The following is a 13,014-nucleotide window of genomic DNA, read 5'->3' as shown; positions in this document are numbered from 1 at the left end:
TCCAGCTGCACCTAAATTTCCGATAACCGAAATTATCGGCCAATTTTGACTGATGCCTTAGATGTTAGGGGTTCCGTATCCTGGCAGGCATATTCAGTCGCGCATTTTTAATGCATATGACTTGAAGAAATGGCAGCTATTAATCGTGATACCTACTTTCGGTTTATATGTTTAAAGCGATGACCTATAGTGATAATTTTACCTTTGTCGCTTTCCACAACTTTGTACACATCTAGCCATTCTTCACACTTTCTGAGGGGTTCACGGCCCATATCCCTCTCCATCGCTCGCCGACTTCGTTTGTCGAAGTACACAACTATGCCTCCTCTACCATCGTATTCTTCATGACCATACAAATCTAACCATTGGTCAATAAGGGGTGGAATACCACGCTGCTGGGCTCTGATACTGGCATGCTGGCTCATTTCTTCACTCCTGATGATATTGCCTGAAGAGGCTTAATGAACGCAAGCGATTCAAGCTTATCTAACTGCCTCAGCAGTTCATTGCTAAGCTCCTCAGCTGCCCTTTGCTCAAGTGTGCCGGGAACCTGGTCATCAGACAGATAACAAGTGAATCCAATAAGCTTCTCAGGCAAATTCAGCATATATGGACCCACACCGTTACGTTCTTCTATCGCGACTCGCAGGTAGTACATTGGGTCTCTAAATATCTCTTCCATTGCCAACAATGGGCTAGTTGAGATGTCATCAATACAATAATCGAAGTTGGACTGGCGGACATTTAACGGCAAATCAAGGTAATTCAGCATCTTTGGGCTACAACGAAGGAACATCAATAGACGATTTGCAAATGCATCCCGAACCATATTTGATGAATCGACTACTTCGTTCAGCATGGCTGCTACGTCTTTATCAACGACAACATTGATAGTGTGGGTGCCAAGTCTTTTTAGCTCACCAGAGATGAATTTTCGTGCAGCAGCTGACTGGCGCTTAGAGCCTAATTCCTTCTTGAGATAATCGACCTCCGTCCGAAGTACGTGATTCAGAAATGCATCCCGCTTCAAACATAGGCGGTCAATATTTTTTTCAAAATCATCTAACAGGGGTTCGTAAATTTTAAACGTCAGTTTTGTCTGTTCCATGGTTTCCACCTTTTGGCTTGGTCTATGGATACAGCTTGGCTGTTTACGTCATTAATGTAAAGAATAATGAGTAAAGAAAAATAGAAGGTTTTCCGCAGATGGATACGGTTAGTATGGTCACTGAGGTGCTTTGTTGCACAAATAAGGGCTTGCGGCCACCCAGTAGAATGACGGCATGAGAAAGGCATGGCTTTTGCATGTGCAAACCAGCTTTGCGAGGCTTGGAAAAGTCACTTCCTGTGCTCAGCTCGACATGCTTCCAGTTCTCGGGTCAGCGAGTCTATTTCATCTTGCATGCTGGCAGCGCGATTCAGCAATTTGCTGATGCTGTACCAATATTCGTATCCAAGGTCGCCATCCGCCAGTGCCAGCTCATGGAGTTTCTGAAGTGCGATGCTCAGGTCAATTTGATGTGCTGTTGACATAGTAAGTCCGTTGGTCGTTTGTATTCGTTGAGGTAAGACCGGTCAACAGCGACTCTTTCTGGGTGGGCAGGGTATGGGGTTGCCTGTGACTGGTGGTCGACGTACCAGGCTGTCCATCAGCAGCATGTGTGTATTCGTTTTTTCAGGATGCTGGCTACGGAAAGTCTGTAGTTGTTCACTATCTTGTGGTAGGCCAGCTACCTTGGCAAGGCAAGGCAAAAATTACTGTTGAATTAAAGGTGATTTTTTTGACACTTTTTGCTTAATTTTTTGCTGATGCGTCAAGTTATGCTTTATCGAGGTGGATAGGGAACCCGGTTTGGTTCCGTGTTTACGACAGCATATGCTTTATTCCAAGGCAGGAAACGCTTAACGGCACAAGCGATTTGCTGAGTTTAATGGCCTTTTTCTTTGCCTGCAGTAAACCGTACTGCATGGGGAATGACGGCATGGCAAGCATCCTCAGCGCACCGCATAACAACGCCAAATCTGGCGGGCGCCAGCGATGCCTGCCACTGTCTGGTGGCTGGGTGGCGTGGTGCAGCTTGTTGAATGTTAAAAATTTGGTATCATGCGTTTAATAAAATAAACACAAGGTGGTGGCATGCATACCGTTCTCATCATTCAGCACACTGCTTACAGTGCGCCGGCTTATTTTCTGAGCTTCCTGGAGCAGCATGGCATTGCTGCCAACATCATTCGCCTGCATGAGGGAGATGCGTTGCCGGGGCAGTTGCACGGCTATGGCGGGCTGGCGCTGTTTGGTGGCGCCATGAGCGTGAATGACCATGAGCAGTACGACTGGATCCAGGCCGAGCTGGATCTGGTGCGGCTGGCGGTGCGACAGGATGTGCCGGTGATCGGGCATTGCCTGGGCGGGCAGATGCTGGCCAAGGCGCTGGGCGGCCGGGTATGTCGCGCGCCGGTGCCGGAGATGGGCTGGCATGCGCTGCAGCATGAGGACGCCACTGCTGCGGCCTGGCTGGGGGAGGAGACTGCTCCGCAGGTGTTCCAGTGGCATGGCGATACCTTCGAACTGCCGGAAGGGGCCGTGTTGCTGGCCTCCAGCCGCTGGTGCCGCAACCAGATGTTCAGCTATCGCGACAAGCACATAGGCATGCAGTTTCACTGTGAGATGACGGATGCGTTGATCCGGGAGTGGCTGGAAGAGGCGGGGCATGAGATCGACCGCCACGACCTGCCCAGTGTGATGCCCAGCCCGGTGATTGCCGCCGCCACTGCCGGCTACCTGCCTGGCAGCCAGCAGCTTGCGGCCAACATCTACCGGCGCTGGATCCGCCAGCTCAAGCCGCGTAGCGCCTGATGGCAGCGTGTTGTTGCTACGGTCTTTCCCTGTTCGTTGCCGCCGCTGTGCGCTAGGCTGGGCGGATGCGAAAACTTCCCCCTCTTGGCGCGCTGCGGGCATTTGAGGCCGCTGCCAGGCTCGGCCACTTCGGCAAGGCGGCTGACGAGCTGTGTGTTACGCACAGTGCCATCAGTCACCAGGTGCGCTCGCTGGAAAGCGCGCTGGGCGTGGTGCTGTTTGAAAAGCGCGGTCGCCTGCAGCAGTTGACCGATGCTGGCCGGCAGTTGCTGCATGCGGTGCAGCAGGCGCTGGACATCATGGCCGACGGGTGTGGCCAGGCGGCGGCCCCCGGCATGAGCGGTGCGCTGCGCATCTCGGCGCCCGCGGAGCTGGCGCACCGTTTCTTTCCCCGGCTGATCGGCGAGTACGCGCAACGCCACCCTGCCATCACCCTGCATTTGCTGGTGCATGACAGCGATTCGCGGGAGATCAATCCGGCGGCCGATATCACCATCCTGTACGCAATGGGCGACAGTGACTGGTCGCGCTACTGGGTGCTGCCGTTCCAGGCGATAGCGTTTTTCCCGGTGTGCCACCCCTCGTTGATGGAGGGCGATAACGCGCTGCGCAGCCCGGGCGATCTGGCCCGCAGCTGCCTGCTGCATGACGATGCCGATGGCAAGACCTGGGCTACCTGGCTGGGTGCGCATGCGGCCAACCTTGCCATGCCGGCGCGCAATCTGCATTTTGCCCATTCCGGGCTGGCCATCGAGGCCGCGCTGCAGCAGACCGGCGTGTGTCTGGCCGATGTGCTGACGGCGGGCGAGGAGCTGAAGAGCGGCCGCCTGGTGCGGCCGTTTCGCGGTAGCGTGCCGTCGCCGGGCAACTACTACCTGGTGGCGGAGCGGCGGAAACGTGACGATGCGCGCCTGGCCAGTTTTGTCGCCTTTGCCGGGCTGGCGCGCTACTTGTGTGAATTCAGCTCACCGGATCAAGAAATTTAGTCATTAGTCGGCAAGTAAATTTCACCATACGCTGCAGTCATGACCAGCGGCATCCCGCTGCTGGCATGTCCTGGCCCCTGGAGCTGCAGCATGGCACGCACCCTGACTTCTCTTCCCCGTCTCGATGGATTCCGCTGCCCGGGGGAATTCGAACCCAAGGCCGGCTGCTGGCTGGGCTGGCCGGAGCGCCCCGATGTGTGGCGCAATGGCGGCAAGCCGGCACAGCAGGTGTGGGTGGAAATTTGCAGCGTCATTGCCGCTAGCGAGCCGGTTACCGTGTGTGTATCGGCGGCGCAGTATGCCAATGCCCGCGCCATGCTGCCGCCGCAGGTGCGGGTGCTGGAAATGACACTGAACGATGCCTGGTTCCGCGATACCGGCCCCGCCTGGCTGCTGAACGATGCCGGCGAGGTGCGCGGCGTGGATTTCCATTTCAACGCCTATGGCGGCCTGCAGGGCGGCATCTACTTCCCCTGGGACCGGGACGAGCAGATCGCGCAGAAGATTCTGGAAGTCGAGCGTGTCGATCGCTACCGCGCGCCCTTCATTGCCGAGATGGGGGGTATCCAGTGCGATGGCGAGGGCACGGTGCTGACCACCGAGCAATGCCTGCTCAACATCAACCGCAATGGCGCGCTGGGCAAGCAAGAGATGACGCGACTGCTGCAGGATTACCTGGGCGCCAGCAAGGTGATCTGGCTGCCGCGCGGCTGCAAGTTCGACGAAACCGATGGCCATATCGACGATCTGGCGTGTTTTGTGCGGCCGGGGGAGGTGGTGATGCAGTGGAGCGATGATGTCGGCGACCCGCAGCATGAAATCTACCAGCAGGCCTACCAGATACTGGCGGCCGCCACCGATGCCTGCGGGCGGCGCCTGCGCATCCACAAACTGCAGGCGCCGCAGCCGCTGGTGTGGACGGCGGAGGAGGCCGCCGGGCTGGATCACGGCGATGCCGCCATGGCGCGGGTGGCGGGCACCACCATCTGCGCGTCCTACATCAATTACTACGTTGGCAACAGCGTGGTGGTGGTGCCGCAGTTCGGCGACCCGAATGACCAGCCGGCGCTACAGCTGCTGGCCGAGCTGTTTCCAGAGCAGCGTGTGGTCGGCATTGCCAATAGTCGCGAAATCCTGCTGGGTGGCGGCAACATCGCCTGCATCACTTCGCCGCAGTTTGCGCCACGGCGCTAGCAGGCAAGTCACGGCCTGCGCCGCCGGTGCTGCAGGCCGGGCTGCATGCTCGGCTGGTGGTTGCTGTCGCAGGCAGGGTCGGTGGCGGTACGGGCTATCGTGGAAGGCAGCGAATTTTATTGAACTTTTGATTTTTGTACAGTACAAAGCATGAACAAACAATTGGCGGTAGTGGATGCCTGCCAGCGATTGCTGCTGGCTGACTCACTGCCATGCCCAGGAGATGTTCATGAAAATTGCCGTGGTGGGTGCCGGAATCGCCGGCTTGTCCGCAGCCTGGCTACTGCATCGCAGTGGCCACCACGTGGTGCTGTACGAAGCCAATGACTATGCCGGCGGCCACAGCAATACCGTCGATGTGTGCTTGCAGGGGGTGACGGCGCCGGTGGATACCGGCTTCCTGGTGCACAACGACCGTACCTATCCCAATCTGACCCGCTTGTTCCGCCTGCTGGGCGTGGCGGTTCACGAGACGGAGATGACCTTCTCGGTGGTGCTGGAGCAGCCGCAGCTGGAGTGGGCCGGCACCAGCCTTGGCAGCCTGTTCGTGCAGCGGCGCAATCTGCTGCGCGGCCGCTTCTGGCACATGCTGGGCGATATCCTGCGCCTGCATCGCCTGGCGCCACGGCTGCAGCTGGAAGCGCATGCCAGCGGCGAGACCCTGGGCGAGATACTGGATCGCTATCGTTTTGGCCAGCCGCTGCGCGACTGGTACCTGCTGCCGATGGGCGCGGCGATCTGGTCCAGCTCCACCCGTGGCATGGCGCGCTTTCCGGCGGCAACCTTCTTCGACTTCTGCCGTAATCACGGCCTGATGCAGGTGCTTGACCGCCCGCAGTGGAAGACGGTGCTGGGCGGCTCGCGCGAGTATGTACGCCGCATGCTCACCGGATGCGGCCAACTGCGGCTGCAGTCGCCGGTGACACGGGTGCGCCGCAGCGAACTGGGCGTCCATATCAGCAGCCGGCATGGCGAGGAGCATTACCACCAGCTGGTGCTGGCCTGCCACAGCGACCAGGCGCTGGCCTTGCTAAGCGATGCCGATGCTGCGGAGCAAAGCGTGCTCGGCCGGCTGCCGTATCAGCGCAATCGTGCGGTGCTGCATACCGATGCCAGCTTTCTCCCGCAACGGCGCACCGCCTGGGCGGCGTGGAATTACCGTGTTGGCCGCCCGGGGCAGAGCGATCAGCCGGTGATGGTGAGCTATCTGCTGAACAAGCTGCAGCCGCTGCCGTTCAGCCAGCCGGTGATCGTGACACTGAACCCCTATCGCGAGCCGGAGCAGGTGCTGGCCGAGTTCGATTATGCCCATCCGGTATTCGATACCGGCGCCATCGCGGCGCAGCACGACCTTGCCCAGATCCAGGGTCGGCGCCATACCTGGTTCGCCGGCGCCTGGGCCGGCTATGGTTTCCATGAAGATGGGCTGAAAGCCGGCATGGCGGTGGCGCGTGGCTTGCACGCCGAGATTCCATGGCAGCTGGATCAGCCCTTGCTGGCGCATGATGTGTTGCCGCCGCTGGCCGCGCCGGGGGTGGCGTGATGCAGCCGCAACTGTATCGGGGCGAGGTCTGGCACGGGCGCAGCCAGCCGGTGCGGCACCAGTTCCGCTACCGCCATGCCTGGGTGGCCATCAGCCTGCCGCAGCAGGATGTGCCGCAGTTGCGGCTGGCCCCCGGCGTGCGCTGGCAGCGTCGCCGCCACGGCCCGCGCGATGGCAGCGCACTGTGGCCATGGCTGTGCCAGCGCCTGCGGGAGCAAGGGGTGCAGGAGTTTGCCCGCGTCGAGCTGCATACCCTGCCGGCGGTACTGGGCTACGTGTTCAACCCGGTGAGTTTCTACCTGGTGCTGGATGCCAGCCAGCAATTGCGTGCGGTGTGGGTGGAGGTGAACAACACCTTTGGCGAGCACCATGACTACTGCCTGCACCATCCCGATCTGGCGCCGATACGCCCGCGCGACTGCTTTGTTGCCCCCAAGGCGCTACAGGTGTCGCCTTTTTTCCAGGTAGAGGGCGAATACCGCTTCCGCTTTCAGCGCGATGCCGGCTCCGGCCGTTTCAGTGTCGCCATCGATTACAGCCGCGATGGCCAGCGGCGCGATTTTGCCGCCCGGCAGCAGGGTTGGCCGCAGGCTGCCACTGCGGCCAACGTCTGGCGACTGGTGCTGGCCTGTGCCTCGCTGACCTTCGCCGTGTGGCTGCGCATTCACTGGCAGGCCTGGCGTCTGTGGCGCAAGGGCGCGCCATTCTTTGGCGCCAATGGCCACCCCGGCACGCTACCACCCGCCGGGCCGGCGGCTGCCAGCAAGCCATACCAACCGTCACCCAACGGAGAACAAACCCATGAATACCGCTTCCGACACCCTGAGGCGCGCTGACGCGCCCGCCGTCACGCGTTCACAGCCTGCCGGCAAGCTGCCCTGGCTGGCGCGGCCCTTGCTGGCCGGCATGGAAAGGTTGCTGTATGGCGAACTGCTGCTGCACACGCCGGACGGCGGCCAGCGGCAGTTCAGCGGGCGTCACCACGGCAGCCGTGCCGAACTGCAGCTGCATGACTGGCGCGCGCTGCGCCGGATTGCGCTGGCCGGCGATATCGGCCTGGCCGAGGCCTGGCGCGATGGCCAGCTGTCGGCCAGCGACTGGCCGGCGCTGCTGAAGCTGGCGCTGGAAAACGAGGCGGCTTTCGAGCGCGCGATTCACGGCAGCTGGCTGGGCACGCTGGGCTATTGGCTGCGCCACCTGTCGCGCGCCAATTCGCGCCGTGGCAGCCGTCGCAACATCCACGCCCATTACGACCTGGGCAATCACTTCTACCGGCTGTGGCTGGACCCGGGCATGAGCTATTCGTCCGCCATTTATGACGGCGATGCCACGCTGTCGCTGGAGCAGGCACAGGAGGCCAAGTACCAGCGCATCCTAGAGCGGCTGGCGCCAGCGGCCGGGCAGCGCGTGCTGGAAATCGGCTGCGGCTGGGGCGGCTTTGCCGAGCAGGCGATCCGCCAATGCGGGGTGCATGTCACCGGGCTCACGCTTTCCACCGAACAGCTGGGCTGGGCGCAGCAAAGGTTGGCCGCGGCCGGGCTGGCAGGGCAGGCCGACCTGCGGCTGCAGGATTACCGCGACGTCAGCGGCCAGTATGACTTCATCGTGTCGATCGAGATGCTGGAGGCGGTGGGCGAGCGCTGGTGGCCAAGCTACTTCGCCAAGCTGCGCGACTGCCTCAAGCCGGGCGGCAAGGCGCTGGTGCAGGTCATCACCATGGCCGACGAGCATTTTGCGCGCTATCGCAGCGGTACCGATTTTATCCAGCAATACATCTTCCCCGGCGGCATGCTGCCATCGCCAACACGGCTGCAGCAGGAGATCCAGCGCGCCGGCCTGCACCTGACCGACCGCTACACCTTTGGCGCCGATTACGCGCTGACACTGCGTGCCTGGCTGGCGCGCTTCGAGCAGGCGCTACCGCAGGTCCGGCGCCATGGCTTTGACGATGCCTTCATCCGCCTGTGGCAGTTCTATCTGTACTACTGCATCGCGGCGTTCGAAGCGGGGAGAACCGATGTTTGCCAACTGGAAATCCAGCGGCGTGCCTAGCGCCTGGCGCTGCGGCGTGGCCCTGCTGTTGTTGTCGGAGGCTGCCATGGCACTACCTGCAGAGTTGAACGGTTTGCAGCCTTTGGGGGCGGGCGATCTGCGCTGGTTCGGCTTCAAGCTGTACGACGCCACGCTGTATACCCGCCAGGGGCAGTCGTTTGACTGGAGTCAGCCGTTTGCGCTGTCGCTGCGCTACGCGCGGGACATTCCCTCGGCCCGCATCGTGGATGCCAGCGTGGAGGAAATGCAGCGCTACGGCATGCCGCCAGAGCGCAAGAACAGCTGGCGGGCGCTGATGCAGAACGCCTTTCCCGATGTGAAGCAGGGCGATGAAATCATCGGTGCCTACCAGGCGGGCAGCGTGCGCTTCTGGCACAACGGCCGGCTTACCGCCACGGTGGAGGACCCGCTGTTCGGGCGGCTGTTCTTCCGCATCTGGCTCGATCCGGCATCGCGTGCGCCGGCGCTGCGGCAACAGCTGCTGCGGAGCCCGGGGTGAACGCGCGGCAGTTGGCCTTGGCTGGCATGGGTGGCTTGCCGCTGGCCATGGTGGCGCTGCCGCTGTACGTGCATACCCCGGCGCTGTATGCCCGTGAATTCGGCGTGGCGCTGGGCAGCCTGGGCGTGGTGCTGTTTGCCTGCCGGCTGCTGGATACGCTGCTCGACCCCTTGCTGGGCCGCTGGCAGGACATGCTGCTGCCGGCGCAGCAGCACGCGGCCAACCTGCTGGCGTGCATGCTCGGGCTGGCCGGCTATGGCTGGCTGCTGTACCCGCAGGCGGCTGCGGCGCTGCTGCCGCAGCTGGCGACTGCCCTGGTGCTGGTGTATCTGGCGCACGGCTGGCTGAACATTGCGCTGCTGCGCTACGGCGCGGCGCTGTGGCCCACCCCGGCCGGGCGCATGCGGGTGGCTGCCTGGCGCGAAGGCTGGGGTGTGCTTGGCGTGTTGTTGGCGGCGGCCTTGCCCGCCTGGTGGGCGGCAAGCAGTGGCGAGCTGGTGGCCATGCGGCAGTTCCTGTGGTTGCTGCTGCCGTGCAGTGTGCTAGCACTGCTGGCTAGCGCCATGGCGCCAGCGGTACCGGCACAGTTGGCCGCCGGCAGGCAGGCTGCCGACTGGTGGCGCTCGCGCAGCTTGCAGCTGGCCGCGCTGGTGCTGCTGCTCAACGGCCTGGCCATGGCGCTGCCGACCACGCTGTTCCAGTTCTATGTGGCCGATGTGCTGCAGGTAAGCGCTGCCGCCGGGCCGCTGCTGTTGCTGTACTTCCTGGCCGCCATGCTGGCGATGCCGCTGTGGGTAAGGCTGGCGGACCGTATCGGCAAGGTGCGCGCCTGGCGCGCCGGCATGCTGCTGGCGCTGTCGGGATTCCTGCCGGTGCTGTGGCTGGGAGGTGGTGACATTGCCGGTTTTGCCCTGGTGTGTGTGCTGACCGGGCTGGCGCTGGGGGCGGATCTGGCATTTGGCAGCGCGCTGGTGGCCGATGAGCTGGGGCAGAACGTGGCGAGTCACGGCGGTGCGGCTTTTGGCGTGGTGTCGATGCTGGCCAAGCTGGCGCTGGCACTGGCTGCCGGCATCGCCCTGCCGCTGGCGCAGTGGAGCGGCTACCAGCCGGGAGACGCGGCCGGCGGCCTGCTGTATCTGTACGCCGGCCTGCCGGCGATCTGCAAACTGTCGGCCTGGTGGCTGTTGCGCCGCCTGCCGCAAACCGGAGTTTCACCATGTGGCAAATCTGTCGTACCGCCCTTGTGCTGATGCTGGGCCTGCTGGCGGGCTGTTCCACCGCCGGCATCGAGGATTACCGTGGCACGCAACCAGGCTTTGACCTGCGGCAGTTCTTCAACGGCCCGCTAACCGCGCATGGCATGTTCCAGGATCGCAGCGGCAAGGTGCTGCGGCGCTTTACCGTCAGCATGCAGGGCCGCTGGCAGGGCGATAGCGGCGTGCTGGATGAGCAGTTCCGCTACGACGATGGCGAAACCCAGCGCCGGGTGTGGACCCTGAAAAAACTGCCGGATGGCCGCTATAGCGGTACCGCTGCCGATGTGGTGGGCGAGGCCAGCGGCCGCACCGAGGGCTTTGCGCTGTTCTGGGACTACACCCTGCGCCTGCCGGTGGATGGCAAGGAGTACGAGGTGCGTTTTGATGACTGGATGTACCAGCTGGACGCGCGCAGCGTGCTGAATCGCTCGGTGATGAGCAAGTTCGGCGTGCGCCTGGGTGAGGTAACGCTGTATATCCGCAAGGAGGACGCGCCGTGAGTCTCAATCCCAGGCTGCGCGACTGGCAGGGCCGGCATGTATGGCTGATCGGCGCCGGCCACGGCATTGGCGCCGCACTGGCACGGCAGCTGCGTGCTGCCGGTGCGGTGCTGGCACTGTCCGGGCGCAGCGAGGATGCGCTGCGCGAGGTAGCCGGCGACGATGCCGGCTGTATGGTGTTGCCGCTGGATGTCACCCGCGAGCAGGACTGGCAGCAGGCCTGCGGCCAACTGTTGCAACGTTGGCCGCGCATCGACCTGGTGGTGATGCTGGCCGGGGACTACCGCGCGGTGCGTGCCTGGCAGCTGACGCCGCAGCTGGCGCGCCAGATGGTGGACGTCAACCTGCTGGGGGTGATGTACGGTACCGCCGCCGTGGTGCCCACCTTGCTGGCGCAGCAGCAAGGCAGCATCGTGCTGGTGGCCAGCGTTGCCGGCTGGGCCGGCATGCCCAACGGGCTGGTGTATGGCGCCACCAAGGCGGCGGTGAATCACTTTGCCCAGACCCTGTACCTGGATTTGCGGCCGCGCGGCATCGGCGTGCACGTGGTGAATCCGGGCTTTGTCGCCACGCGGCTCACGGCGCAGAACGATTTCGCCATGCCGGCGCTGATCAGTGCCGAGCAGGCCGCCAGCGCCGTGCTGGGCGGGTTGGCGCGCGGCGATTTCGATATCCACTTTCCGCGTCGTTTCAGCCTGGCGCTGAAGCTGGCGGCGCATCTGCCTTACCGGCTGTATTTCTGGCTGGCACACAAGGTTACCGGCTTATGAACGAGATGCTTGCCCGCCACCTGGACTGGTTTGCCAGCCTGTCGCCCGCCACGCTGGCGCAGATCGACCAGGTGTATGCCGCCGATGCGCGCTTTCGTGACCCATTCCAGGCCCTGCAGGGCAGGGAGGCGATACAGGCGGTGTATGCGCGCATGTTCCGCACCCTCGGTCAGCCGCGCTTCGTCATCGGCGAGGTAGTGCAGCAGGGGAGCCGTGCATTCGTGAACTGGGATTTCTGCTTTGCACTGCATGGCCGCCAGCTGCAGATTCATGGCGGCACCTTGTTCCGGCTGGACGCTGCCGGGTTGATCTGCGAGCACCTCGATTACTGGGACGCCGCCGCAGGCGTGTATGAACAACTGCCAGTGCTGGGCTGGCTGCTGCGCCGCCTCAAGCGGCGCATGGCATAATGCCCGCCTTTGGCCTTCTTCAAGCTGATTCTGCCATGTCTGCCGTCACTACCCCTTCCGCCTCCGGGCTCCCGATCGCTGCTGTAGAGCGCGAGACGGGGATTCCCAAAGATTTGTTGCGCATGTGGGAGCGGCGTTACGGCTTTCCGCTGCCGCAGCGTGATGCTGCCGGCGACCGTCAGTATGCGCCGGCGGAAGTGGCCAAGCTCAAGCTGATCAGCCGGCTGCTGGACTTGGGCTTCCGCCCCGGCAAGCTGGTGCGGCTGGAAATGGCGGCTTTGCAGGCGCTGACCGAAAGCCATACCCCGAAGCTGGAAGTGCCGGCCAATTGCAGTCGGCTGGTATCGGTGTTGCAAGGCCACGTGGCGGCAGAGGCGCGCGAGTATCTGCGTCACCAGCTGCTGGAGCTGGGCCTGCGTCGCTTTGTGCTGGAGTTCCTGCCTGCGGCCAACCGCTTGGTGGGCGATGCCTGGCTGCGCGGCGAGCTGCAGGTGTATGAAGAGCATTTGTATTCGGAAGAAATCACCCGGGTGATCCGCGAATCGCTGACCGCGGTGCCGGCTGGTCGGCAGAACCCGCGGGTGATGCTTACCACCTGCCCCGGCGAGCAGCATGTGCTGGGTCTGCTGATGGTGGAGGCGCTGCTGCGGCTACAGGGCTGCGACACCATCGCCTTCGGTGCGCAGATGCCGCTGGGCGATATCGTGCAGGCGGCGGCCAAACATACGGTGGATGTGGTGGTGCTGTCGTTCTCGCCGTCCTACCAGGGGGATGTCGCCGGCGACCTGACGCAGCTGGCGGCGCAGTTGCCGGCGCAGGCGCAGCTTTGGGTGGGAGGTGGCGGCTGCCGTCAATTGCATGGCTTGCCGCCACGTGTCTGCCATGTGCGCGATCTCACCGAACTGGACACGCTGGTTGCTGGCTGGTTGGCCGCGCACAGCTAGCGC

General features: G+C 62.7%; 15 protein-coding genes. 12 read left to right on the top strand and 3 right to left on the bottom strand.

The genetic code is table 11. The features are described from left to right. Positions 1–152 precede the first annotated feature (152 nt). The 3 genes from ACFOKJ_RS16780 to ACFOKJ_RS16770 form a co-directional block, all read right to left on the bottom strand. Positions 153–425: a hypothetical protein gene (locus tag ACFOKJ_RS16780; RefSeq protein ID WP_390281772.1), complete on the bottom strand. Its 273-nt coding sequence runs from the start codon at positions 423–425 to the stop codon at positions 153–155. Further along, the gene (locus tag ACFOKJ_RS16775) at positions 422–1,108 is read right to left on the bottom strand and encodes a hypothetical protein (RefSeq protein WP_390281770.1); all 687 of its coding nucleotides are present in this window, start codon (positions 1,106–1,108) and stop codon (positions 422–424) included. The genes ACFOKJ_RS16780 and ACFOKJ_RS16775 overlap by 4 nt, the downstream gene beginning before the upstream one ends. A 230-nt stretch (positions 1,109–1,338) precedes the next feature. Beyond that, entirely contained in the window at positions 1,339–1,533 is a 195-nt protein-coding gene (locus ACFOKJ_RS16770; RefSeq protein WP_390281767.1) for a hypothetical protein, read from the bottom strand. A 604-nt stretch (positions 1,534–2,137) separates the two neighbouring features. Between ACFOKJ_RS16770 and ACFOKJ_RS16765 the strand changes: the two genes are divergently transcribed. From ACFOKJ_RS16765 to ACFOKJ_RS16710, 12 genes are all read left to right on the top strand, one after another. After that, the gene (locus ACFOKJ_RS16765; RefSeq protein ID WP_390281764.1) at positions 2,138–2,857 is read left to right on the top strand and encodes a type 1 glutamine amidotransferase; all 720 of its coding nucleotides are present in this window, start codon (positions 2,138–2,140) and stop codon (positions 2,855–2,857) included. A gap of 65 nt (positions 2,858–2,922) precedes the next feature. Continuing rightward, positions 2,923–3,843, top strand: coding sequence for a LysR substrate-binding domain-containing protein (locus tag ACFOKJ_RS16760; protein ID WP_390281762.1), 921 nt, complete (start codon positions 2,923–2,925; stop codon positions 3,841–3,843). A 90-nt stretch (positions 3,844–3,933) separates the two neighbouring features. Next, complete coding sequence (aguA, locus tag ACFOKJ_RS16755) at positions 3,934–5,037, top strand: agmatine deiminase (RefSeq protein WP_390281759.1); 1,104 nt, start codon at positions 3,934–3,936, stop codon at positions 5,035–5,037. A 229-nt stretch (positions 5,038–5,266) separates the two neighbouring features. Beyond that, the gene (locus ACFOKJ_RS16750; protein ID WP_390281757.1) at positions 5,267–6,580 is read left to right on the top strand and encodes an NAD(P)/FAD-dependent oxidoreductase; all 1,314 of its coding nucleotides are present in this window, start codon (positions 5,267–5,269) and stop codon (positions 6,578–6,580) included. Then, positions 6,580–7,416 (top strand): DUF1365 domain-containing protein, encoded by an 837-nt coding sequence (locus ACFOKJ_RS16745; RefSeq protein WP_390281753.1) that lies wholly within the window; start codon positions 6,580–6,582, stop codon positions 7,414–7,416. The genes ACFOKJ_RS16750 and ACFOKJ_RS16745 overlap by 1 nt, the downstream gene beginning before the upstream one ends. Beyond that, complete coding sequence (locus tag ACFOKJ_RS16740) at positions 7,382–8,632, top strand: class I SAM-dependent methyltransferase (RefSeq protein ID WP_390281751.1); 1,251 nt, start codon at positions 7,382–7,384, stop codon at positions 8,630–8,632. The genes ACFOKJ_RS16745 and ACFOKJ_RS16740 overlap by 35 nt, the downstream gene beginning before the upstream one ends. Then, positions 8,598–9,131 (top strand): chalcone isomerase family protein, encoded by a 534-nt coding sequence (locus tag ACFOKJ_RS16735; RefSeq protein WP_390281748.1) that lies wholly within the window; start codon positions 8,598–8,600, stop codon positions 9,129–9,131. The genes ACFOKJ_RS16740 and ACFOKJ_RS16735 overlap by 35 nt, the downstream gene beginning before the upstream one ends. Further along, positions 9,128–10,381, top strand: a complete 1,254-nt coding sequence (locus ACFOKJ_RS16730; RefSeq protein WP_390281745.1) for an MFS transporter — start codon at positions 9,128–9,130, stop codon at positions 10,379–10,381. The genes ACFOKJ_RS16735 and ACFOKJ_RS16730 overlap by 4 nt, the downstream gene beginning before the upstream one ends. Continuing rightward, positions 10,348–10,887, top strand: a complete 540-nt coding sequence (locus tag ACFOKJ_RS16725; protein WP_390281743.1) for a DUF3833 domain-containing protein — start codon at positions 10,348–10,350, stop codon at positions 10,885–10,887. The genes ACFOKJ_RS16730 and ACFOKJ_RS16725 overlap by 34 nt, the downstream gene beginning before the upstream one ends. Continuing rightward, complete coding sequence (locus tag ACFOKJ_RS16720; protein ID WP_390281740.1) at positions 10,884–11,657, top strand: SDR family NAD(P)-dependent oxidoreductase; 774 nt, start codon at positions 10,884–10,886, stop codon at positions 11,655–11,657. The genes ACFOKJ_RS16725 and ACFOKJ_RS16720 overlap by 4 nt, the downstream gene beginning before the upstream one ends. Beyond that, on the top strand, positions 11,654–12,067 hold the full coding sequence (locus ACFOKJ_RS16715; RefSeq protein ID WP_390281738.1) for a nuclear transport factor 2 family protein: 414 nt from the start codon (positions 11,654–11,656) through the stop codon (positions 12,065–12,067). Before ACFOKJ_RS16720 ends, ACFOKJ_RS16715 begins: the two co-directional genes overlap by 4 nt. 35 nt (positions 12,068–12,102) lie before the next feature. Then, a complete protein-coding gene (locus tag ACFOKJ_RS16710; protein ID WP_390281736.1) occupies positions 12,103–13,011 on the top strand; it encodes a MerR family transcriptional regulator in 909 nt (302 codons plus the stop codon). Positions 13,012–13,014: the final 3 nt, after the last annotated feature.

Origin of the sequence: Vogesella amnigena, assembly GCF_042648905.1 — a bacterium.
Classification (GTDB): domain Bacteria; phylum Pseudomonadota; class Gammaproteobacteria; order Burkholderiales; family Chromobacteriaceae; genus Vogesella; species Vogesella amnigena.
The sequence above is the reverse complement of the archived record's forward strand: the minus strand, read 5'-3'. Positions and strand labels throughout refer to the sequence as shown.